Genomic DNA, 19,710 nt, shown 5'->3' with positions numbered 1-19,710 from the left:
CCGTCTGCACACCTCTTCACCGCGCGCAAGTCTGCGACAAGTTGTCGCCGTAACAATTTATTTCTTTCAACATTGACGCGAATCATTATCATTAGAAGGCGCAAGCGAGATCATTCGCGTCACACCTCGTCAGGAGTACCACTCATGCGCCATCCGATCATGCTAGCCACCGCCACCCTGCTGCTCGCCCCACTGGCCCAGGCCAAGGAATACCCGATCGGCGAACCGCAGCAATGCGGCGGTATGGAAGTCGGTGCGGTCTACCTGCAACCGGTGGAGATGGATCCGGCCGGCATGATGCGCGCCGCTGCCGAGTCCGATGTGCACCTGGAAGCTGACATCAGCGCCCTGGAAAACAACCCGAACGGCTGGCAGGAAGGCAGCTTCGTGCCCTACCTCGGCATCCAGTACGAGCTGCGCAAGAAGGGCTCGGACGAAGTGATCAAGGGCGACTTCCACCCGATGGTCGCCAATGACGGGCCGCATTACGGCGACAACGTCAAACTGCTCGGCCCCGGCAAGTACCAGCTGACCTACAAGATCCTCCCGCCCGGCTCCGGCCATGCCATGTTCGGCCGTCATACCGACAAGGAAACCGGCGTCGGCCCCTGGTTCGAGTCCTGCGAGCTGACATACGAATTCACCTATGCCGGCATCGGCAAGAAGGGCGGCTACTGATGGCCCTCCCGCTGTTGCGACGCGCCCTGTGCGCAACGCTGCTCGCCAGCTTCGCCGCTGGCGCGCAGGCGGGGCTGCCGACCTACGAGCTGACCATCCGTGACGGCCACTTCGAACCGTCGACCATCGAGGTCCCGGCACGTCAGCGTTTCAAGATCGTCGTGCACAACGCCGGCAGCGGGCCGACCGAGTTCGAGAGTACGCCGCTTCGCGTGGAGAAGGTCCTCTCGCCGGGCGTTACCTCCTTCGTGGTGATCCACCCGCTCAAGCCGGGCCGTTATCCGTTCTTCGACGAATTCCATCTGGACCTCCCGCAAGGCGAGATCGTCGCCAAGTAGTCCCTGCAAGGAGACAACCATGGGCCAATCCCTGTTCATCGTCTGGCGCGAAAGCGTCGAGGCCCTGCTGGTCATCGGCATCCTGCATGCCTGGCTGCGCCAGCAGCCGGCGGCAGGCGGCGCACTGCGCATGCTCTGGAGCGGCGTAGCCGGGGGCCTTGGCCTGGCCCTGCTGCTGGCCTGGGGAGTGCTGCAGGCCGGCGAGTGGCTGGCCGGTAGTGCCGGCGAGTGGTTTCAGTGCGCCATGCTGGTCACGGCCAGCCTGCTGATCCTGCACATGGTCGGCTGGATGCACCAGCACGGGCGCACGCTGAAGGCCAGCCTGCAGAACACCGCCGCCGAGCGGCTCAGCCAGGGCAACGGTATCGGCCTCGCCGTGCTGGCGATGCTGGCGGTCGGCCGCGAGGGCAGCGAGACCGTGGTGTTCCTTTATGGCATCGGCAACCAGCAACAAGGCCAGGACCTCACCGGCTTCGTCATCGGTGGCCTGCTGGGCTTCGCCCTGGCCCTGCTCACCTATGGCCTGCTGCAGGCTGGCAGCCGCTTCTTCAGCTGGCGGCGTTTCTTCCAGGTCAGCGAGGTACTGCTCCTGCTGCTGGGCGGCGCCCTGCTGATGGCTGGCCTGGATCGCTTCGCCGGCCAGCTGATGGGCATGGAGCTGCCCGAGCAGGTCTATGGCTTCCTAGGTGACCCTCTCTGGGACACCTCTGCCCTGCTCGATGACGGCAGCACCCTGGGCAGCACGCTCGCCGGGCTTACCGGCTATCGCGCGATGCCTTCGCTCGCCGCCGTGCTGACCATGGCCCTCTACTGGCTGGCAGTCTGGCTGTGGCTGCGCCCCCGCCCGCAGCGCTCGCTGGCCGCGGAGCCGGCATGAACAGCGCGACACCCCTGCTGGCACGACTCGGCGACGGGATGCGCCGTCATGCCAGCCTGATTCGCACCGTGCAATGGATCGTGGTCGGTTTCTACGTAGTGCTGCTGGTGCTGCCGGCGTTTCTCAGCCTGCCACCCTCGCAGGCACGAATGCTGGATGACCTGACCCTGTTCGCGCAGTTCGTCTTCTGGGGCCTTTGGTGGCCATTCGTCCTGCTGTCGATGATCTTTTTCGGCCGACTCTGGTGCGGCGTGCTCTGCCCGGAGGGCTCGCTCAGCGAGTGGATCAGCTGGAAGGGCCTGGGCCGGGGCACGCCACGCTGGATCCGCTGGAGCGGCTGGCCCACCGTCGCCTTTGTGCTCACGACTGTCTACGGGCAGTTGATCAGCGTCTACGACTACGCCCAGGCGGCGCTGTTGATCCTCGGGGGTTCGACGGTCGCAGCCATGGTCGTGGGTTTTCTCTATGGACGCGGCAAGCGCGTCTGGTGCCGCCATCTATGCCCCGTCAGCGGCGTGTTCAGCCTGCTCTCGCGGCTGGCGCCGCTGCACTACAAGGTCGACGAGCAGCGCTGGCTGGAAAATCAGCCGCCGCACCTGGCTACGCCCAACTGCGCCCCACTGATCGACATCCGCCGCATGCGCGGCAATAGCGAATGTCATGCCTGCGGCCGCTGCAGCGGGCAGCGTGGCGCGGTCCAGCTCAGCGCGCGCTCACCGAACGAAGAGATCCTCATCGTCGGCTCGCAATCGCGCAGCCACTGGGACAGCACGCTGCTGCTGTTCGGCATGATCGGCCTGGCGATGGGCGCGTTCCAGTGGACGGTCAGCCCCTGGTTCATCACCCTCAAGCAGGCGCTCGCGGAATGGCTGGTCGAGCGCGATATCTTCTGGCCACTGGAAGCCAATGCCCCCTGGTGGCTGTTGACGCATTATCCGCAGGTCAACGATGCCTTCACCTGGCTCGACGGCACGGTCATCCTGCTCTACATCTTCGGTTGTTCGCTGCTGATCGGCTCGGCGCTCTGGCTGCTCTTGCGCGGTGCGACCTGGCTCATGGGCCGCGGCGGCGACGTGTTCGAGCACCTGGCCCTGGCGCTGACGCCGCTGGGCGGTGCGGGCCTGTTCCTGGGGCTGTCCGCAACGACGGTCAAGCTCCTGCGCTACGAAGGCTTGGCCCTGGACTGGGCGCAGCCGGCACGCGCGGCGCTGCTGTTCGGGGCCATCGCCTGGAGTCTGCTTCTGGCCTGGAAGGTCATCAGCGTGCGCGGCGGCCACGGCCTGCGTCGACTCCTCGCCTTCGCGCCGGTCATCGCCGCCTGCGCACTGGTCGGCTTTGGTTGGTATCTGCAGTTCTGGGGCTGGAGCTGAGGGCACCTGCTGACCTCGCGATCAACGCCGGCGATCAGCCGCGCAACACGAAGGTCGGGAATAGCCGATCCAGGCGTTCCCACAGGCGCTGCTGGTCGTAGGGTGCACGGCTCTCGGCGAGGTCTTCGTCGAGCATGCGCGCGGTGCGCACGCACTGCACGGCGAAGCGTTCGACACCCAGCCGACGCAGACGCTGGGCCAAATCCCACAGGCTGTCAGCATCGAACAGCTGCCAGTGCACGGTGGTCCGGCATTCGTGCTCGACGCCACTTTCAAGCAGATGCTCAAGACTCTTCCAGTTGGCCTTGCCGCTGCCATCCACGCCGGTGATCGCCGTGCTGTGCTCGGGTAGCGCCTTGACGTCGAAACCGACCCAGTCCACCAGCCGCAGGATGTTGGCGAACAGCTTCGGCTTGATGCCGGCGCTGTGCAGGCCGACCTTGTAGCCCAGTGCCCGCACCTGGGCGATGGCCTCGGGTAGCGCGGTCTGCAGGGTGGGCTCGCCGCCGCTGAACACTACCGCCTCGAGCAGGCCGACGCGCTGCTCGAGAAAGCCGAGAATCTCCGACCAGGGCTTTTCCTCGCTGCCGCAGGCAGGAATCAGCTGCGGGTTGTGGCAGTAGCGACAGCGCCAGCCGCAGCCCTGGCAGAACAGCACGCAGGCCAGATGGTCGGGAAAGTCCAGCGTGGTCAGGGGGACCAGCCCCCCGACGCGAAGTGCTGCGGTCACCGCGCCGCCGCTTCAGTGAAGTGCAGGCGCTCGCGATGCTCGGACTGCTTGCCCGGATTGAAGGCAGCGACCGGGCGGTGATAGCCCATCACGCGGGTCCAGACTTCGCAACGCTGGCGCTGGTCCTGGGGTAGTTGGCTGGCTTGGCTCATGTTGCTTCTCCTTACTTGCTGGGGTGTGAGTATGCAGCGCCGCACTGTGCGGAGCTGCGGGGCATGGGGTCGCAGCTCAGACGGCCCGGGCCGCTTCGGCCTGCTGCAGCAGCACCTCATCGCATTTCGGGCAGAACTCGTGCTCGCCAGCGAGATAACCGTGCACCGGGCAGATCGAGAAGGTCGGCGTCACCGTCAGATAGGGCAGGCGGAAGCGCGACAGCGCATTGCGCACCAGCTTCTTGCAGGCCTCGGCCGAAGAAATCTGCTCGGCCATGTACAGGTGCAGCACCGTGCCGCCGGTGTACTTGCACTGCAGTTCGTCCTGCAGCGCCAGGGCCTCGAACGGGTCGTCGGTGAAACCCACCGGCAGCTGCGATGAGTTGGTGTAGTACGGCGCCTCGGCCGTGCCCGCCTGGAGGATGTCCGGGAAACGCTTGCGGTCTTCCTTGGCGAAGCGATAGGTGGTGCCCTCGGCCGGCGTCGCCTCGAGGTTGTAGAGGTTCCCGGTGTCTTCCTGGAACTGCACCAGCCGCGCCCGCACGTGATCGAGCACCTCGATCGCCAGCTGCCGCCCCGCCTCGCTGTGCAGCCCCTCGGCGTCATCGGTGAAGTTGCGCAGCATCTCGTGCAGGCCGTTCACGCCGATGGTTGAGAAGTGATTGCGCAGGGTGCCGAGGTAGCGCTTGGTGTACGGGTAGAGCCCGGCATCCATATGCTGCTGGATGACCTTGCGCTTGACCTCCAGGCTCTGCCGCGCCATCTCCAGCAGGCGATCCAGCTGCTGGAGCAGGGCCGCCTTGTCGCCGCGATAGAGGTAACCCAGCCGCGCGCAGTTGATCGTCACCACGCCCAGCGAACCGGTCTGCTCGGCCGAGCCGAACAGCCCGCCGCCACGCTTGAGCAGCTCGCGCACGTCCAGCTGCAGGCGGCAGCACATGGAACGCACCTGGTTGGGCTGCATGTCCGAGTTGAGGAAGTTCTGGAAGTACGGCAGCCCGTAGCGCGCGGTCATCTCGAACAGGCGCTCGGCGTTGTCGCTGTCCCAAGGGAAGTCGTGGGTGATGTTGTAGGTCGGAATCGGGAAGGTGAACACGCGGCCGAGGCCGTCGCCGGCCTGCATGACTTCGATATAGGCGCGGTTGATCAACTCCATCTCCGCCTGCAGCTCGCCGTAGGCGAAGGGCATTTCCTCGCCGCCGATATAGGGGATCTGCTCGCGCAGGTCCTCCGGGCAGACCCAGTCGAAGGTGAGGTTGGTGAACGGCGTTTGCGTGCCCCAACGCGACGGCACGTTGAGGTTGTAGATGAACTCCTGGATCGCCTGGCGCACCTCATCGAAACCAAGCTGGTCCTTGCGCACGAACGGCGCGAGATAGGTATCGAAGCTGCTGAACGCCTGGGCGCCGGCCCACTCGTTCTGCAGCGTGCCGAGGAAGTTGACCATCTGCCCCAGGGCGCTGGACAGGTGCTTCGGCGGGCCCGCCTCGACCCGTCCGGGAATGCCGTTGAAGCCCTCGGTAAGCAGCGTGCGCAGTGACCAGCCCGCGCAGTAGCCGGCGAGCATGTCCAGGTCGTGGATATGCAGATCGCCTTCGCGGTGCGCCGTGCCGATCTCCGGGCTGTAGACCTCGTCCAGCCAGTAGTTGGCGGTGACCTTGCCCGACACGTTGAGGATCAGCCCACCCAGTGAATAGCCCTGGTTGGCGTTGGCCCGTACGCGCCAGTCTTCGCGCGAGAGGTATTCGTTCATCGAGGCCGCGACATCCACCACCGCCTTCTTATCACGACGCAGGCGCGCATGGCGCTCGCGGTAGACGATGTAGGCGCGCGCCGTGTCGAAGTACCCCGCCGCCATCAGTGCTCGTTCGACGCGGTCCTGAACCTGCTCGATTTCGACATGCGGTTCGCCGCTCAGCTGCTGTGCTACCGCTTCGGCCAGCGTCGCGGCGGCCTGCTCGGAGAACTCCCCGGTACTCCTGCCCGCGGCGGCAATCGCGCGCGCGATCTTCTCCGTACTGAACGGCATGTCCCTGCCATCGCGTTTGCGCAGCCGCGTCGGTGCCTTTCCGACAGTCATGTCCACCCCTCGCTCCTCACAACATCTAGTTGCTGTTCATTCAGAAAACACAAGATGCTGTGCATGGTAGGAAGATAGGCCGCAGATAAATTGATGACCGTCAATTTGCTGCGGATGCTGGAAATTTTTTTAACGCGACAGATCGGCGCAGCCGGCTTACTTGTCCAGCGTCAAGGAAGCCGAGCCGCCGAGCCTCCTAGCATGCCCCTGGATCAACTGCATCTCGTGCGCCGGGAGGACCGATGCTTACCGAAATGTCCCTCATCACCGCGCTGCGCAGCCACCACCTGTTCAGCCGGCTACCGGATGCCGCCATGCAGGAGGTCTGCGCGCTGGCAAATCTCAAGCGGCTACCGGCCGGTGCCACCCTGTTCCACCAGGGCGACAAGGCAGACCGCTTCTACTATCTGTTCAGCGGTCAGGTAAAGCTGCATCGGGTGGTCTGCGACGGCCAGGAAAAGCTCGTCGAGGTGATGCGCGCCGGCGATTCCTTTGCCGAAGCCCTGCTGTTTCGCGGCACGCCCTATTACCCGGTCAGCGCCACGGCGCTGAAAGCGAGCCTGGCGGTCAGCCTCAACGGCCCGCATTACCGACGCATCCTCGAAGAGCAGCCTGGCATCTGCCTGGAGATTCTCGCCACCCTCAGCGTGCGCCTGCACCAGCGCATGGTCGAGATCGACACCCTGACGATGGCCAACGCCAGCCGGCGGGTGGTGCGCTTCCTGCTGCAGTCCGCCGGCGAGCGCGACGGCGTGGTGACCCTCGACGTGCCCAAACGCCTGGTCGCCTCCAAGCTCGGTATCCAGCCGGAAACCTTCTCGCGCATCCTTCATCGCCTGGTAGAGGCCGGCACCATATCCGTGGAGCGTCGGCGCATCGAGATCCTCGACGCGAATACCCTCGCTGCACACGACGAGTAACGCGCCGGCCCGTTCTTGACTGCAGTCATGCACGCCGGCCGCCCGCATGCGGATACTGCCCCCTCCTCGCCAACGCATCGGGAGTGCTCATGACCACGCCAAACAACGGACCGCTGGTGTATTCCTGCTCGGGCTGCTCGAACGTCGCACAGATGGCCAATACCCTCGCGGTTCGCCTCGACCGCGCCGGGCTGGCGGAAATGTCCTGCATTGCCGGCGTTGGCGGACGGGTGGAGGCGCTGGTCAGGAAAGCCAACTCCGGCCGGCGCATCCTGGCCATCGACGGCTGCCCGCTGCACTGCGCGCGAGCCTGCCTGGCGCAGCACGGCGTCACCCCGGATGTGCACGTCACGCTCAGCCGCTACGGGCTACGCAAGCGCTATCGTCAGGATTGCAGCGAAGAGGAAGTCGGCGCGCTGTTCGAGGACATGAAGGCGATCATCGCCAGCGACCGCATGCGCCCCCGGCCGCTGGCTTGCTGAACAACTGACCCCTGTCAGGTACCGGCTGGCTGGGCCCGGCCGGCCGCTGCGACCTCTTCGCCGGCGCCCTGCAGCATCTTCCACAGCCAGCCCGGCAGGGTATCGGGGTCCAGGCTGTCGATCAGATTCTTGATCGCCAGGCCCAGCTCGGTATCACCTTCGATGATCAGCCGACGGCGGAAGAACAGCGTGTCCGGGTCCTCCTGGCGACTGGCGAGCAGGAGGAATTCGCGCCAATTGCCGCGGATGCTCACTTCCACCGGCGCATGCTCGGCGATCCGCAACCGGCCGTTGGCGCAGGTGAGGCACCAGGCCAGACCAAGATCGCAGACCTCCAGCTTCATCCAGCGTGCGTCCAGCACGTCGAATGCGCCGTCGGCCAGGGCCTCGGCGAAAACCTGATTGAGGCTGCGCTCCAGCGCCAGACGCTGGAGCAGGAACGGCGTCTTTGCCGCCAGGGGCAGCAGGCGGCTACCGAGGTTTACCAGATGCGTGCGCGGCTTCAGCATAGCCCGGCCTCCTCGGCACGCAGCATGCCCGGCTGGCCATGCCAGTAGCCGTTGCAGCCGTCCACCGCGAGTGGCGGCAGCCCGCCCTGGCGCACGCTATCGAAGGCGGCGATGACCTGCTCCATGCCTTCGGCCCGCGGGCTCAAGCGCAGCAGGTCGGCGCCGGCCTGGACCAGCGCCGGATAATCGGCCAGCAGGTTGCTGACCGAGGCGGACATCGTCTGGATGCCGTTGATGGTGAACAACGGTTCGTTCTCCTGGCTGAGCAACGGGATGCCTTCCGGGTAGTTCTGACAGCAGAACTGGCAATCGTCCTTCGGCCGATTCTCGGCGCGCGCGGTGAAACAGCGCGCCGAATAGGCCAGCGGCAGATGGCCATAGGCGAAGATCTCCACCTCCGGCCGCTGCACGCCGAGCTCATCGGCCTGGCGCAGCGCGCTTTCGATCAGCTGCCCGGAAGCCTCGACCGGCGGAACCCAGCGGATCATGCCGCTGGCCACCAACTCGCCCAACGCATGGCCGTTGTAGATGTTGAGTGCCGGTCCGCCGACGAAGGGCAGCTTCTTGCTCGCCAGGTACTGCACGGCGCCCATGTCGTTGGCCTCGACCAGCAGCTCGCCGTTGTCGCACAACCGGCGCAAGGCGGAGAGTTCGGAGGCCGCCTCGACCAACGTCAGGCCGGAGAGCACCAGCTGCGCGCGCGAGGCCTCGGCCAGGTCGCGCGCCAGGCCGAGCCAGTCATCGAGCATCATCGCTCGGCGCTTGGAGCACACCGTTTCGCCCAGGTACATCACGTCCAGCGGCTGATCGGCCATGCTGGCGTAGAAGTCGTGGGTCTTCTGTCGATCCCAGTAGAACAGCACGGGGCCGAGAGCTAGTTTCATGGTGGTGTCCTCGTTTATTGCCAGGCGCGGTGGTAGGCGCCCAGCGTGGTCTGCGAGCCCTCGGAAAGCCCGTCGAGCACCTCGCGCCAGGCCGGCTGTACCGCATAGCGCTGCGGTGCCTTGAGGTAGCTGTCCAGCGCGGCGCGCCAGACGCGGGTGACCTGCTCGACATAGGCCGGGCTGCGCTGGCGACCCTCGATCTTCATCGCCGTGACGCCGATGGCGGCCAGTTCGGGAATGAGGTCCAGGGTATTCAGGCTGGTCGGCTCCTCGAGCGCATGGAAGCGCTTGCCATTGACCATGAAACGCCCTTTGCACAACGTCGGGTAGCCGGCCGACTCGCCTTCGGCGTAGCGGTCGATGAGCACATTGTTCAGGCGGGAGGTCAGCCCCTCGGCCTCGTCGCTCCAGCGCACCGCCTTGGCCGGCGAGCATACGCCGCATAGGTTCGGCGACTCGCCAGTGAGGTAGGACGAAAGGTGGCAGCGGCCCTCGGCCATGATGCACAGGCTGCCAAAAGCAAAGACTTCGATCGGCACCGGGCTGCTCGCTGCGACCTGCTTGACCTGTTTGAGCGACAGTACCCGCGGCAGCACCGCCCGGCTGATGCCGTAGCGTTCCTGGAAGAAACCCAGCGCGGCGGCATTGGTTGCCGAGCCCTGTACCGACAGGTGCAGTTTCAGCTGCGGATGCCGCTTGCTGGCGTAGCCGAGCACGCCGGCATCGGCCGCGATCAAGGCATCCACGCCCAGGTCGGCGGCCTGATCGACGGCGCGCTGCCAACGCGACCAGCCCTCCGGCTGGGCATAGGTATTGACCGCCACATAGAGCTGGCGGCCTTTCTCGCGGATCAGCTGCAGGCCTTTGTCGAGCTGCTTGTCGTCGAGATTGAGGCCGGCGAAATGACGCGCATTGGTGTCGTCACGAAAGCCAACGTAGATGGCATCGGCGCCCTGCTGGACGGCGGCCTTGAGCGCGGGCAGGCTTCCTGCCGGGCAGACCAGGTGCATGGCAACTCCTAGACGTATGGAAACGGGCGCGCCGTGCGACAGACGCAAGCGTCGCCCGGCTGATGGCAAACAGCGGGCAGTCTAGGGAGCCGGCTCGGCGCCAGCATTGATAGGGGTCAAGGTTGAACGGCCCGCCACGGCAGGCTCGCGACGGGCTCAGACGCCCTCGTCGCCCTCGAATTCCTCGGTGGCACGGGCGACCATCTGGCGCCAGGCGCCGGATTCCTCGGCCAGCAGGCGCATGGCCTTGAGGCTTGCTTCGAAGGCATCGCGGTAGTGCAGCGGGTCGGCCTGGCTGACCGCCAGCTCGGCATGCGCGCGCGCCTGGTCGAGCAGCGCTTCGAATTCGTTCCGGTCCAGCGCCATGGTGTTCTCCTCGCAGGTTGCAGATTGAAGATAGACCACCACGGCGCGCCGGGAGTCGCCGCCCAGGCCAGCGGGCCGACGAGCGCGCCTACTTGAGCTTCAGCCGCCGCGCCAGCTTGTGCAGGTTGCTCGGGTCGACATCGAGCAGCCGCGCAGCCTTCGCCCAGTTCTCCCCGCACAGCTCGAGCGCCCGCACGATGGCTCGACGCTGGCTGTCATCGACCGTCTGGCGCAGCGGCAGCACAGTGTCACCAGGCTCGGGTGCAGCCGGCTCGGTGGCCACCGCCAGGCTCGGCAGCACATGGCTGTCGAGGTCCAGCATGTCCGCCTCGAGGGTGAGGATCTCGCTGCGCGAGGCGCCGCGGCTGAGCAGACGCAGGGCCGCGCGACTGATCACATGCTCGAGTTCGCGCACGTTGCCCGGCCAGCCATAGCCCAGCAGTGCGCGCTCGGCCGCCGGCGACAGGCGCACGCTTCGCAGGCCCAGGCGTGCCCGATTCAGTTCGAGGAAATGCCCGGCGAGGATCAGCACGTCATTGCCGCGCTCGCGCAGCGGCGGGATCGGCGCCGGGTAGACCGACAGCCGGTGATAGAGGTCGGCGCGAAACAGGCCGTCGCGCACGCTATCGCGCAGGTTGCGGTTGGTCGCCGCGATGATCCGCACGTCAACCTGACGCGGCTTGTCCGCACCCAGGCGCTGGATCTCGCCGTTCTGCAGGGTGCGCAGCAGCTTGGCCTGCACCGTCAGCGGCAGCTCGCCGACTTCGTCGAGCAGCAGCGTGCCGCCGTTGGCCGCATCGAAACGCCCCGGGCGATCGGTGGTGGCGCCGGAGAACGCCCCCTTTACATGGCCGAACAGTTCGCTCTCGGCAAGCGACTCGGGCAGCGCCGCGCAGTTGACGTGCACCAACGGCTTGTTGCGCCGCCGCGAATGGCGGTGCAGCCAGCGCGCGAACATCTCCTTGCCCACGCCCGTCTCGCCGAGCAGCAGCACCGGCAATTCGGAGTCGGCAACCACCTGCAGCTCGCGCAGCAGACCGCGAATCGCCTCGCTCTGCCCGAGGATCTCGCTCTCCCCCGGGTCGAAGCTGCTGTCGGAGACATCGCTGCGCGCCAGGCGCAGGCCGCGGTTCTCGTGTTCGAGGCGGGTCACCCGCACGGCCGCCTCGATCATCAGCGTGTAGCGCTGCAGGTCCAGGCGGGCGGCATCGTCGAAGGTCCCGGCATGCAGTGCATCGAGCGTCAGCGCGCCCCACAGCTTGCCCTCGACGAACAGACTGACGCCCATGCAGTCGTGCACCGGCAACGGCTCACCGACGTGCTCGTCGAGCAGGCCGTCGTAGGGATCGGGCAAGCGGCTGTCGGGTTCGAACCAGGTCGGTTCACGCTGCGAGAGAATTGCCGCCAGGCGCGGATGCTGCGCGACCACAAAGCGCCGGCCGAGGGCCTCCTGCACCAACCCGGTGGCCGCCAATGGGCGCAGGCTGTCGTCGTCCAGGCGCAACAGTACGACCGCACCGCAGCGAAAGCGCTGTTGCAGCGTGTGCACGAGCCGCTGCAACCGCACGGCGTTGGGCAGTTCGGTGATCAGGTCCGCGAGTAGGGCTTCTTCCATCATGGTCATTACTACCTTGAACGGTGACAAGAACCCTACCCGAAGACGGTAATGTTCACCAGCACGAGCTGGAATAGCCTGTTTTATCAAAGGGTTACACATGGCATGCCGGTTGCGTTGGTAGCCGCAACCTCTCACAGGAAATTGCCATGAACCTGATCGATGAAACCCTGGGGACCCTGGCCTGCTCGATTCCCGGCGCCACCCGGGTATTGCGCCAGTACCATCTCGACTTTTGCTGCGGCGGCAACGTCCCGCTACGCGAAGCCGCCAGCAGCCTCGGCCTGGATGCCGAGCAGATCGCCAACGAACTCGCCGCGCTGGGCGACACCCAGCAGGGCCCGGATTGGCGCCAGGTCAGTTCCGGCGAACTGATCGAGCATATCCTCGCGCGCTTTCATGAGCGCCACCGCGATCAGCTGCCGGAGCTGATCCGCCTCGCCAGCCGCGTCGAGCAGGTCCACGGCAGCAAGCCCGAATGCCCCAACGGGCTGGCCGAACACCTCTGGTGCATGCAGCAGGAACTCGAGAGCCACATGCTCAAGGAGGAACAGGTGCTGTTCCCCATGCTGCAGCGCGGCATGCGCACCCCGCAGACCGATGGTCCGATCTCGGTGATGCGCTACGAACACGACCAGCATGGCAATGCGCTGGCTCAGCTGGCACTGCTGACCAACGACATCACCCCGCCGGCGCATGCCTGCAACACCTGGCGCGCGCTGTATCGCGGCCTGGAAGAACTGCGTGACGATCTCATGCAGCACATCCACCTGGAGAACAACATCCTGTTCGCCGGTGCCCAGCAGTAACCGAGCCAGGCGGCGCACCACGCCGCCTGGCCAGGAGAGCCGTCCGATGAAGCATCTGATCCAACCGCTCGCCTGGGGCGTGACCCTGGCCTCGATATTGGCGGCCGCCAGCGCGCTGGCACTGAGCCTGGCCACCCCGATGGCAGCCGCCGCGACCGCCGCACCTCATCACCTGCACAGCGCGCAGGAGGCTCTGCCGGTCAGCGCCGGGCATGCGACCGATGCGGCGCTGCGCGAGGGCATGAGCCGGGTCCGCGATGCCCTGCAGAGCGCCGGCAGGGCACCCGACGACCAGGCTGCCGCGGTGCTCGCCGGTGAAATCGAAGCCGCCGGCGCCTACCTCGTGGCCAACTGTCGCCTGCCCGAAGCCGCCGACACGACGCTGCACGGCGTGCTCGGCAATCTTCTCGGCGCCGCCGACCGGCTGCGCGGGCCCGGCGCACCGCGCGACGCCGCGCTGCGGCAGGCACGCTCGGCGCTCGCCCGCTATCAGCAGCTGTTCGACGCACCGCACTGGCGCTGACGGCCGTCAAACTCGAAAGACCGCGTCGCGCAGTGCTATCGTCAGCGACGCGCGCCTCGTCAGACCTAGAACAAAGGATGCCCTTGCATGGTGCTTCACCGCGTACATCACCAGATTCTCCGCAGCCATCACCTGTTCGAGCCGCTCAACGAGGAGCAGCTCGACGAACTGATGGCCTCCAGCCAGCTGCTCAACCTGGACAAGGGCGACAACCTGTTCCACCAGGGCGAGCCGGCCCACTCCTTCTACTTCGTCATCTCGGGCGCGGTGAAGATTTACCGCCTGACGCCGGACGGACAGGAAAAGGTCTTCGAGGTGATCGGCAACCGGCAGACCTTCGCCGAGGCGATGATGCTGATGGACACGCCCAACTACGTAGCCTCGGCCCAGGCGGTCTGCCCGACTCAGGTCTATCGGTTCTCCAATACCGCGTACATGCGCCTGCTCGAGACCAACCAGCGCCTGGCCTTCGCCCTGCTCGGCAAGCTCTGCGTGCGCCTGCATCAGCGTCTCAACGAAATCGAAACGCTGTCGCTGAAGAACGCCACGCACCGCGTGGTGCGCTACCTGATGACCCAGCTGGCACGCGCCGAGGCCACTGCGTTCGAGCTGCCGATGGCCAAGCAGCTGGTCGCCGGGCATCTGTCGATCCAGCCGGAAACCTTCTCGCGGATCATCCGCCGCCTGATCGACGAGGGCATCATCACCCAGGAAGGCCGACTGATCACGGTGCTCGACCGACAGCGCCTTGAACAGTTCGAGTGACTTGATTCCCGTCATGGGGCGTATAGCGCGGGCTGTGACAGCCTGCGGCTACGGAGGAAACAGACCATGGCCGCCTGCCTTTACTGTCAACGGGACAACCCCTCGGGGCAAGACGAGTGCCGTCATTGCGGCATGCCCCTGCCAGCCCTTGCCGACGGTGCGGGCGCGCGCCGTCAACGGCGCTTCCTGTGGTTCTGCATCGCCCTGGCGCTGTTCTGCGCGGTGATGATCGCCTGGCTGCCTCGCAGCATGCCCTGACTTCAGATGCAAGAAAGGCCGCCCAAGGGCGGCCTTTCTTGTCTGCGTCGATCAGAAGTGGAAGTTGGTGCTCAATAGCGCCGTGCGCCCCGGTGCAACGTGGGCCATGTGGCTGGTGTAGACCTGGTCGAAATAGCGCTTGTCGGTCAGGTTCTGCACGTTCAGCTGCAGATCCAGATGCTTGCTCACGCGATAGGCCGCCATCGCATCGTAGCGCCAGTACGACGGCACCTCGACGCTGTTGGTGACATCGCCGAAGCGCGAATCCACATAGTTGGCGCCGCCACCGACGGTCAGCACCGGCGTCAACTGGTAGGTGCTCCAGAAGCTGAAGCTGTTCTGCGCAGTGTTCGGGATGTCGTTGCCGTTGGCACCGCCAACCACATAGTCGACATTCGCCGGACCGTTGCCAGGGCGCGCATTGACATCCACACGGCCGCTTTCGACGATCTCGCCGTCGAGATAGGTGTAGCTGGCAAAGGCATTCCATTTCGGCGTGATCTGCCCATTGAGGCCCAGCTCGAAGCCATCGACGCGGGTTTCGCCAATGTTGCTCGTGGTGCCGTCGGCTTCGAGTACGCGGGCGTTGGTCTTCTCGGTGCGGAACAGCGCCGCCGTGACACCCAGACGGTCGTCGAAGAAGTCCCATTTGGTGCCGACTTCGTAGTTGCGGTTGCGCTCCGGCGTCAGCTCCTCGGTCGCCACGGCGATATTGCTGGCACCCTCGCCGGCAGTTTCACCCACCGGGTTGGCCGAGGTCGACCAGGCCGCGTAGACGCTGCCATTGGGTAGCGGATTGAACACCAGGCCCAGCTGATAGCTCCAGAAATGGCTCTTGTTCTCCAGCTCGGTCGTTCCGTCGACGGTGTTGGTACCGCGCGTGACGGTCACGCCGCTGGCCCGGGTTTCGAAGTCGTCGTAACGCAGCCCGACGTTCAGCGACCAGCGCTCGTCGAACTTCAAGGTGTCGAAGATATAGGCCGACAGGGTATCGGTATCGGTATCGGTGAAGGCGTTGCTATCGGTGATGCTGCCGGTCCACGCCGCCTCATGGTCCGGATTGCTCAGGCTGGTGCAGTCGCCGCTACTCACGTGCGCCGGGCTGCACGTGCTGCCTGCGGTGCCCGGGCTGGTGAAGTAGGCGCGATTGTGAACGCCCTCTCGACTGATCTCCACGCCGGTGACGAGGCTGTGCTCGATCGCGCCGGTGGCGAACAGTGCCTTGAGATCGGTCTGGTTGGCCCAGCCCTCGGACGTGGAATTGCGGCTTTTCGGGGCCCGATAGACCAGGCCCTGCGACAGGTTGCCGGTCTTCGAGTCGTTCGGCGTGGTGACGATGTAGTCGAGCGTGGTGCGCACCACGCGCGTGGTGTTGAGCAGCGTCAGGCTGTCGTTGAGGTCGTGCTCGAGCTTCAGCGTGCCGGCGTCGGTCGTGCTGTCGCGGTAGTCGCGGTTGCTCAGCCCGTAGAAGTTGTCACGGTCGACCGCAACCGGCTTGCGCGCCGAGTCGGGCGCGGTGGCATCGGTCAACGGCAGTCCGTAATCGGGGATGTCATCGGTTTCCAGATGATAGTAGGACAGCGTTGCCCGCGTCGGTGTGTCGAAGCCGAAGGTAATCGTCGGCGCCACGCCCCAGCGGCGCACCTCGACACCGTCGCGCCCAGCCACGTTGGCTTCATGCTTGAGCAGGTTCAGGCGCCCGGCGACGTTGTCAGCCAGCACCCGGTTGACGTCCAGCGTGTAACGGCGCGTCTGGTCGGAGCCATAGGTGAAGCTGGCATCACCGAAGTCCTGCTGCTTCGCGGTCTTGCTGATCAGGTTGAGGCTGCCGCCGGTTGAGCCCGCGCCGGTATAGGCCGAGCCCGGCCCCTTGCTCACTTCGATGCGCTCGATATTGAAGATCTCGCGGGTCTGCGAGCCGACATCGCGCAGGCCGTCGATAAAGGTGTCGCTCTCGGCATTGAAGCCGCGAATGATCGGCCGGTCGCCTGCCGGATTGCCACCTTCGCCGGCACCAAAGGTGATGCCCGAAGTGGTACGCAGCGCATCGACCAGGCTCAGCGAGCCCGTGTCGCGAATCACCTGGTCGGTGATCACGGTGACCGACTTCGGTGTTTCACGCAGCGGCGCGGTGTACTTGTTGGATGCCGATTCGTCGGCCTTGTAGGCCTCCTGATGGTCGCCGACCACGGTCACGGCATCCAGCGCCACCGGTTCGTCGGCGGGCCGACCGGCACCGGCGGCAGCAGGAAGCGACAGGGCAGTGACAGCGGCGCCCAAGGCAGAAGCAAACAAGCGAGGGGAATTCGGTTCCGGGATTTGACGCGACATCGACGAAGGCATCCTTGAGAATGTTATGCAAAGCAAAACGATAATTCATATTGTTTGAGAATATATTCTGATACATTCCGCCCCCGCTTGAGAACTGCAAACGCGAACTTTTATCACTCGCAGGGGTATTGCCCATGCTGCTACGCATCGCCCAAGTCTTTTCTGCAGAAGAGGTGGCCCGCATCCGCGCCGCGCTCGAAGCGGCCGAATGGCTCGATGGCCGCGTCACCGCCGGCTACCAGTCGGCGCGCGCCAAACACAACCTGCAGCTGGCCGAGGACGATCCGCTGGCTCGCGAGATCAGCGAGGCGATGTTGCAGCGGCTCTGGCAGCATCCGCAGTTCATGTCCGCAGCGCTGCCGAACAAGGTGTTCCCACCGCTGTTCAACTGCTACACGGCCGGCGGCGAGTTCGGCTATCACATCGACAATGCGGTGCGCCAGGTCCGCAACAGCGCCGAGCGGGTGCGCACCGACCTGTCCGCAACGCTGTTCTTCAGCGAGCCGGACGAATACGACGGCGGCGAGCTGGTGATCCAAGACACCTATGGCACGCAGCGGGTGAAGTTCGCTGCCGGCGACATGGTGCTCTATCCCAGCACCAGCCTGCACAAGGTCGAAGCGGTAACCCGCGGCGCACGGCTGGCCTCGTTCTTCTGGATCCAGAGCCTGGTGCGCGAGGATGCCCAGCGCACCCTGCTCTACGAAATGGATCAGGCCATCCAGCAACTGACTGCCGATGTGCCGGACCACCCATCCCTGGTGCAACTGACCGGCACCTACCACAACCTGCTGCGCCGCTGGGTCGATGTTTGAGCACCGCCTGCGCCGATGCGAGGCCGTCGACATCAGTGCCCTTGGCGACGAACCCCGGGCCCTGGCACGCCTGGCGCTGAACGGCGCCGCCACGGGCGATGCGCACGCCCAGGCATTGCTCGCCCAGCTGCTGCTCGATGGTCACGGCATCGAGGCCGACCCGCGACTGGCCCTGAGCTGGTTTCGCATCGCCGCGGCGCGCGGCCATGCCATGGCGAGCAACATGGCCGGGCGCTGCCTGGAGCACGGCTGGGGTTGCCGGGCCGACGTCGCCGAGGCGGCGACCTTCTATCGCCGCGCCGCCGCGCTGGGGCTCGACTGGGGCTGCTACAACCTGGCCAACCTGCTGGCCACCGGGCGCGGCGTGCCGCAGGATCTGCCGGCGGCCTACTGCCTCTACCGGCAGGCCGCCGAGGCTGGCCACGCCAAGTCGATGAACCTGGTCGGGCGCTGTCTGGAAGACGGGCTTGGCGTCGCCGCGGACCCGGCAGCCGCCCGCGCCTGGTACCGACGTTCGGCCGAAGCCGGTGACTTTCGCGGCCAGTTCAGCCACGCCGCGGTGCTGCTGGCGCAAGGCGCCCTGGCCGATGCCCGCCACTGGCTGCAGCTGGCCCTGGCGAACGGCCACCTTAAATTCATCGACACGGCTCTGACGGCGCTGCGTGCCGCGGCGCTCCCCGAACTCGAGGATATCGTCGCCGCCTACGCCGCGCGCCGCGCCGCCCTCGCCAGCGGCGCCCGGACATGAAAACGCCCCGGCAAGCGGGGCGTTCTTCAACCGGCGGCGCGGCTTAGATGTAGTAGGCCTTCAGCGGCGGAAAGCCGTTGAACTCCACCGCGCTGTAGCTGGTGGTGTAGGCGCCGGTGGACAACCAGTACAGGCGGTCGCCGGCGGCCAGGTTCAGCGGCAGGCCGTAGCGGTAGTTCTCGTACATGATGTCGGCGCTGTCGCAGGTCGGGCCGGCGATCACCACTTCTTCCATCTCGCCCTTCTTCTCGGTCCAGATCGGGAACTTGATGGCTTCGTCCATGGTTTCGATCAGCCCGCTGAACTTGCCGACATCGGCGTAGACCCAGCGCTCGACCGCGGTGCGCGACTTGCGCGAAACCAGCACCACTTCGCTGACCAGGATGCCGGCGTTGGCGATCAGCGAGCGGCCCGGCTCGAGGATGATCTCCGGCAGCTCGTCGCCGAAGTCTTCCTTGAGGAAGCGGATGATCTCGGCGGCGTAGGTTTCCAGGTCGTTGGTCTTGGCGATGTAGTTGGCCGGGAAGCCGCCGCCCATGTTGATCATCTTCAGGACGATGCCGTCCTCTTCCTTCAGGCGCTCGAAGATCACCTTGACCTTGGCGATCGCCGCATCCCACACGGAGATGTCGCGCTGCTGGCTGCCGACGTGGAAGGAGATGCCGTAGGGCTCCAGGCCCAGCTGGCGGGCGAGAATCAGCAGGTCCATGGCCATGTCGGTCTGGCAGCCGAACTTGCGCGACAGCGGCCAGTCGGCCGTGGTCGAGCCTTCGGTGAGGATGCGCACGTATACCTTGGAGCCCGGCGCGGCCTTGGCGATGTTGCGCAGGTCGGCCTCCGAATCGGTGGCGAACAGGCGCACGCCCTTCTCGAAGAAGTAGCGGATGTCCTTGGATTTCTTGATGGTGTTGCCGTAGCTGATGCGCTCCGGGCCGACGCCGCGGGACATCACCTTGTCCAGCTCGTAGATCGAAGCGATGTCGAAGCTCGAACCCTTGTCCTTGAGCAGGTCGATGATCTCGACCGCCGGGTTGGCCTTGACTGCGTAGTAGATCTTGGCGAACTCGAAGCTGCCGCGCAGATCGTCATAGGCCTTTCTGATGGTCTCGGTGTCGATCACCACGAAGGGGGTTTCGTGCTGGTCGGCGAAGGCCTTCATCTTCTGAAAGGTGGCGCGAGGGTAATAGTCTTCGATCTTGATCATGCCAGGGCTCCGAAATCGGGAAACGGAATCGAAATTAGGGAGTGGGCGCATACGGCCCGTCACGAACGCCTGATCAGTTTCCCCACTTTGGTTCGCCTACTTCCCAAGGCATGTCGCCGAGTATCACGGGTGATCTCTCGTCGTCAGTACTTGAGCCGGATGGATCGTTGCCAGCATGGACGTTCGGGCGCGAACTTTAGGACCAAGGGGGGCCCAGATCAACCAAAAAAACGCCCCGACCGGCCA

Annotated in this window: 22 protein-coding genes; 12 read left to right on the top strand and 10 right to left on the bottom strand. The window is 65.6% G+C overall.

Annotated features, from left to right (window positions below):
* Positions 1 to 144: 144 nt before the first annotated feature.
* The 4 genes from CL52_RS04280 to CL52_RS04265 are packed head-to-tail and all read left to right on the top strand — an operon-like array spanning position 145 to position 3,263.
* Positions 145 to 678, top strand: a complete 534-nt coding sequence (locus tag CL52_RS04280) for an iron transporter (protein WP_043218734.1) — start codon at positions 145 to 147, stop codon at positions 676 to 678.
* Positions 678 to 1,016 carry a cupredoxin domain-containing protein gene (locus CL52_RS04275; RefSeq protein WP_052264517.1) on the top strand — a complete coding sequence of 113 codons (339 nt, stop codon included), beginning with the start codon at positions 678 to 680 and terminating at the stop codon, positions 1,014 to 1,016. The genes CL52_RS04280 and CL52_RS04275 overlap by 1 nt, the downstream gene beginning before the upstream one ends.
* A 19-nt stretch (positions 1,017 to 1,035) precedes the next feature.
* Entirely contained in the window at positions 1,036 to 1,893 is an 858-nt protein-coding gene (locus CL52_RS04270; protein ID WP_043218731.1) for an FTR1 family iron permease, read from the top strand.
* Positions 1,890 to 3,263 (top strand): 4Fe-4S binding protein, encoded by a 1,374-nt coding sequence (locus CL52_RS04265; protein WP_043218729.1) that lies wholly within the window; start codon positions 1,890 to 1,892, stop codon positions 3,261 to 3,263. Before CL52_RS04270 ends, CL52_RS04265 begins: the two co-directional genes overlap by 4 nt.
* A 34-nt stretch (positions 3,264 to 3,297) precedes the next feature.
* On the opposite strand, the gene CL52_RS04260 is transcribed toward CL52_RS04265, so the two are convergent.
* From CL52_RS04260 to CL52_RS04250, 3 genes are all read right to left on the bottom strand, one after another.
* Complete coding sequence (locus CL52_RS04260; protein ID WP_043218728.1) at positions 3,298 to 3,993, bottom strand: anaerobic ribonucleoside-triphosphate reductase activating protein; 696 nt, start codon at positions 3,991 to 3,993, stop codon at positions 3,298 to 3,300.
* Positions 3,990 to 4,145, bottom strand: a complete 156-nt coding sequence (gene nrdD, locus CL52_RS04255) for an anaerobic ribonucleoside-triphosphate reductase (RefSeq protein WP_003287967.1) — start codon at positions 4,143 to 4,145, stop codon at positions 3,990 to 3,992. Before nrdD ends, CL52_RS04260 begins: the two co-directional genes overlap by 4 nt.
* Before the next feature lie 76 nt (positions 4,146 to 4,221).
* Complete coding sequence (locus CL52_RS04250; protein ID WP_043222939.1) at positions 4,222 to 6,225, bottom strand: ribonucleoside triphosphate reductase; 2,004 nt, start codon at positions 6,223 to 6,225, stop codon at positions 4,222 to 4,224.
* Between the two features lie 242 nt (positions 6,226 to 6,467).
* Here CL52_RS04250 and CL52_RS04245 point away from each other — a divergent pair, with 242 nt between their 5' ends.
* Both CL52_RS04245 and CL52_RS04240 read left to right on the top strand, forming a co-directional pair.
* Entirely contained in the window at positions 6,468 to 7,145 is a 678-nt protein-coding gene (locus tag CL52_RS04245; RefSeq protein WP_041111275.1) for a Crp/Fnr family transcriptional regulator, read from the top strand.
* An 89-nt stretch (positions 7,146 to 7,234) separates the two neighbouring features.
* Positions 7,235 to 7,627 (top strand): putative zinc-binding protein, encoded by a 393-nt coding sequence (locus tag CL52_RS04240; protein WP_041111277.1) that lies wholly within the window; start codon positions 7,235 to 7,237, stop codon positions 7,625 to 7,627.
* 14 nt (positions 7,628 to 7,641) lie between these two features.
* On the opposite strand, the gene ubiT is transcribed toward CL52_RS04240, so the two are convergent.
* The 5 genes from ubiT to norR form a co-directional block, all read right to left on the bottom strand.
* Positions 7,642 to 8,136 carry a ubiquinone anaerobic biosynthesis accessory factor UbiT gene (gene ubiT / locus CL52_RS04235; RefSeq protein ID WP_041111279.1) on the bottom strand — a complete coding sequence of 165 codons (495 nt, stop codon included), beginning with the start codon at positions 8,134 to 8,136 and terminating at the stop codon, positions 7,642 to 7,644.
* On the bottom strand, positions 8,130 to 9,020 hold the full coding sequence (locus CL52_RS04230) for a U32 family peptidase (RefSeq protein WP_043218725.1): 891 nt from the start codon (positions 9,018 to 9,020) through the stop codon (positions 8,130 to 8,132). Before CL52_RS04230 ends, ubiT begins: the two co-directional genes overlap by 7 nt.
* 14 nt (positions 9,021 to 9,034) lie before the next feature.
* On the bottom strand, positions 9,035 to 10,030 hold the full coding sequence (ubiU, locus tag CL52_RS04225; protein ID WP_041111283.1) for a ubiquinone anaerobic biosynthesis protein UbiU: 996 nt from the start codon (positions 10,028 to 10,030) through the stop codon (positions 9,035 to 9,037).
* 156 nt (positions 10,031 to 10,186) lie between these two features.
* A complete protein-coding gene (locus CL52_RS04220) occupies positions 10,187 to 10,396 on the bottom strand; it encodes a hypothetical protein (RefSeq protein ID WP_043218723.1) in 210 nt (69 codons plus the stop codon).
* Between the two features lie 88 nt (positions 10,397 to 10,484).
* A complete protein-coding gene (norR, locus tag CL52_RS04215) occupies positions 10,485 to 12,014 on the bottom strand; it encodes a nitric oxide reductase transcriptional regulator NorR (RefSeq protein ID WP_043222937.1) in 1,530 nt (509 codons plus the stop codon).
* 146 nt (positions 12,015 to 12,160) lie between these two features.
* Here norR and ytfE point away from each other — a divergent pair, with 146 nt between their 5' ends.
* The 4 genes from ytfE (at position 12,161) to CL52_RS04195 (ending at position 14,366) form a co-directional block, all read left to right on the top strand.
* Positions 12,161 to 12,820 (top strand): iron-sulfur cluster repair protein YtfE, encoded by a 660-nt coding sequence (gene ytfE / locus CL52_RS04210; protein WP_041111288.1) that lies wholly within the window; start codon positions 12,161 to 12,163, stop codon positions 12,818 to 12,820.
* A 46-nt stretch (positions 12,821 to 12,866) separates the two neighbouring features.
* Entirely contained in the window at positions 12,867 to 13,343 is a 477-nt protein-coding gene (locus tag CL52_RS04205; RefSeq protein ID WP_043218722.1) for a hypothetical protein, read from the top strand.
* 87 nt (positions 13,344 to 13,430) lie between these two features.
* Positions 13,431 to 14,108: a Crp/Fnr family transcriptional regulator gene (locus CL52_RS04200; RefSeq protein WP_041103887.1), complete on the top strand. Its 678-nt coding sequence runs from the start codon at positions 13,431 to 13,433 to the stop codon at positions 14,106 to 14,108.
* Positions 14,109 to 14,174: 66 nt separating this feature from the next.
* Positions 14,175 to 14,366 (top strand): hypothetical protein, encoded by a 192-nt coding sequence (locus CL52_RS04195; RefSeq protein ID WP_041103885.1) that lies wholly within the window; start codon positions 14,175 to 14,177, stop codon positions 14,364 to 14,366.
* A 51-nt stretch (positions 14,367 to 14,417) separates the two neighbouring features.
* Here CL52_RS04195 and CL52_RS04190 read toward each other — a convergent pair whose 3' ends face one another.
* Entirely contained in the window at positions 14,418 to 16,697 is a 2,280-nt protein-coding gene (locus CL52_RS04190; protein WP_043218719.1) for a TonB-dependent receptor, read from the bottom strand.
* Positions 16,698 to 16,831: 134 nt separating this feature from the next.
* Between CL52_RS04190 and CL52_RS04185 the strand changes: the two genes are divergently transcribed.
* Positions 16,832 to 17,512, top strand: coding sequence for a Fe2+-dependent dioxygenase (locus CL52_RS04185; protein ID WP_043218718.1), 681 nt, complete (start codon positions 16,832 to 16,834; stop codon positions 17,510 to 17,512).
* Positions 17,505 to 18,260 carry a tetratricopeptide repeat protein gene (locus CL52_RS04180; protein WP_043218717.1) on the top strand — a complete coding sequence of 252 codons (756 nt, stop codon included), beginning with the start codon at positions 17,505 to 17,507 and terminating at the stop codon, positions 18,258 to 18,260. Before CL52_RS04185 ends, CL52_RS04180 begins: the two co-directional genes overlap by 8 nt.
* 43 nt (positions 18,261 to 18,303) lie before the next feature.
* On the opposite strand, the gene CL52_RS04175 is transcribed toward CL52_RS04180, so the two are convergent.
* Complete coding sequence (locus CL52_RS04175; protein WP_043218715.1) at positions 18,304 to 19,464, bottom strand: type III PLP-dependent enzyme; 1,161 nt, start codon at positions 19,462 to 19,464, stop codon at positions 18,304 to 18,306.
* Positions 19,465 to 19,710 lie beyond the last annotated feature (246 nt).

Origin of the sequence: Stutzerimonas balearica DSM 6083 (assembly GCF_000818015.1) — a bacterium.
GTDB lineage: Bacteria > Pseudomonadota > Gammaproteobacteria > Pseudomonadales > Pseudomonadaceae > Stutzerimonas > Stutzerimonas balearica.
The sequence above is the reverse complement of the archived record's forward strand: the minus strand, read 5'-3'. Positions and strand labels throughout refer to the sequence as shown.

Excerpts from the sequence above, each read along its gene's own strand:
- CL52_RS04205 (WP_043218722.1), top strand. The coding sequence starts at position 12,867 with ATGAAGCATCTGATCCAACCGCTCGCCTGGGGCGTGACCCTGGCCTCG.
- CL52_RS04275 (WP_052264517.1), top strand. The coding sequence starts at position 678 with ATGGCCCTCCCGCTGTTGCGACGCGCCCTGTGCGCAACGCTGCTCGCC.
- CL52_RS04190 (WP_043218719.1), bottom strand. The coding sequence starts at position 16,697 with ATGTCGCGTCAAATCCCGGAACCGAATTCCCCTCGCTTGTTTGCTTCT.
- CL52_RS04230 (WP_043218725.1), bottom strand. The coding sequence starts at position 9,020 with ATGAAACTAGCTCTCGGCCCCGTGCTGTTCTACTGGGATCGACAGAAG.
- CL52_RS04200 (WP_041103887.1), top strand. The coding sequence starts at position 13,431 with ATGGTGCTTCACCGCGTACATCACCAGATTCTCCGCAGCCATCACCTG.
- CL52_RS04270 (WP_043218731.1), top strand. The coding sequence starts at position 1,036 with ATGGGCCAATCCCTGTTCATCGTCTGGCGCGAAAGCGTCGAGGCCCTG.
- CL52_RS04245 (WP_041111275.1), top strand. The coding sequence starts at position 6,468 with ATGCTTACCGAAATGTCCCTCATCACCGCGCTGCGCAGCCACCACCTG.
- CL52_RS04280 (WP_043218734.1), top strand. The coding sequence starts at position 145 with ATGCGCCATCCGATCATGCTAGCCACCGCCACCCTGCTGCTCGCCCCA.
- CL52_RS04180 (WP_043218717.1), top strand. The coding sequence starts at position 17,505 with ATGTTTGAGCACCGCCTGCGCCGATGCGAGGCCGTCGACATCAGTGCC.
- ubiT (WP_041111279.1), bottom strand. The coding sequence starts at position 8,136 with ATGCTGAAGCCGCGCACGCATCTGGTAAACCTCGGTAGCCGCCTGCTG.
- CL52_RS04220 (WP_043218723.1), bottom strand. The coding sequence starts at position 10,396 with ATGGCGCTGGACCGGAACGAATTCGAAGCGCTGCTCGACCAGGCGCGC.
- ytfE (WP_041111288.1), top strand. The coding sequence starts at position 12,161 with ATGAACCTGATCGATGAAACCCTGGGGACCCTGGCCTGCTCGATTCCC.
- nrdD (WP_003287967.1), bottom strand. The coding sequence starts at position 4,145 with ATGAGCCAAGCCAGCCAACTACCCCAGGACCAGCGCCAGCGTTGCGAA.
- ubiU (WP_041111283.1), bottom strand. The coding sequence starts at position 10,030 with ATGCACCTGGTCTGCCCGGCAGGAAGCCTGCCCGCGCTCAAGGCCGCC.
- CL52_RS04185 (WP_043218718.1), top strand. The coding sequence starts at position 16,832 with ATGCTGCTACGCATCGCCCAAGTCTTTTCTGCAGAAGAGGTGGCCCGC.
- CL52_RS04265 (WP_043218729.1), top strand. The coding sequence starts at position 1,890 with ATGAACAGCGCGACACCCCTGCTGGCACGACTCGGCGACGGGATGCGC.
- CL52_RS04240 (WP_041111277.1), top strand. The coding sequence starts at position 7,235 with ATGACCACGCCAAACAACGGACCGCTGGTGTATTCCTGCTCGGGCTGC.
- CL52_RS04195 (WP_041103885.1), top strand. The coding sequence starts at position 14,175 with ATGGCCGCCTGCCTTTACTGTCAACGGGACAACCCCTCGGGGCAAGAC.
- CL52_RS04250 (WP_043222939.1), bottom strand. The coding sequence starts at position 6,225 with ATGACTGTCGGAAAGGCACCGACGCGGCTGCGCAAACGCGATGGCAGG.
- norR (WP_043222937.1), bottom strand. The coding sequence starts at position 12,014 with ATGATGGAAGAAGCCCTACTCGCGGACCTGATCACCGAACTGCCCAAC.
- CL52_RS04175 (WP_043218715.1), bottom strand. The coding sequence starts at position 19,464 with ATGATCAAGATCGAAGACTATTACCCTCGCGCCACCTTTCAGAAGATG.